The sequence below is a fragment of the Streptomyces sp. A012304 genome (genome assembly GCF_026008495.1).
GTDB lineage: Bacteria > Actinomycetota > Actinomycetes > Streptomycetales > Streptomycetaceae > Streptomyces.
On sequence record NZ_BQUN01000124.1, the window covers coordinates 1 to 417 of the forward strand.

The window sequence follows — 417 nt, forward strand, 5'->3', positions numbered from 1 at the left end:
TGACGACATTGCCCGTGCCGTCGTCGTCGGGCGTGAGCCGCATGTCGTAGCGGGTGGTCCAGCCCGCGCCGAAGGCGAGGTCACGCCGTGGGTCGAGGCTGTTGTACGTGCGGATCAGGGTGAGTTCGGGGCCGACGCCGGCGATGGACGCGTCGACGGCGCTGGAGGTGAAGTTGCCGACGTTCGGGTCGAACTCCTTGCCCTGCGCCTCGGAGAGCCGGGAGGTGATCTCGGGCTGCGGCACGGCGGCGACCAGCGCGACCTGGGCGGTGGGCACCTCGTTGGTGGCGTCCTTGACGAAGCCGCGCCACAGGTAGGTCTTGCCCCACTTCAGCCGTCCGGACGGGACCGGATAGGCCGAGCTGGTCTGGTAGGCGGAGGTGGTGCAGCCGGTCGGCTTGCCGTCCTTGTCGGACT

General features: G+C 69.8%; 1 protein-coding gene. It reads right to left on the reverse strand.

Features of this window, described 5'->3' with window-relative positions:
* On the reverse strand, positions 1–417 hold a 417-nt coding region (locus ALMP_RS32455), incomplete at both ends, for a DUF6531 domain-containing protein (RefSeq protein ID WP_264934970.1).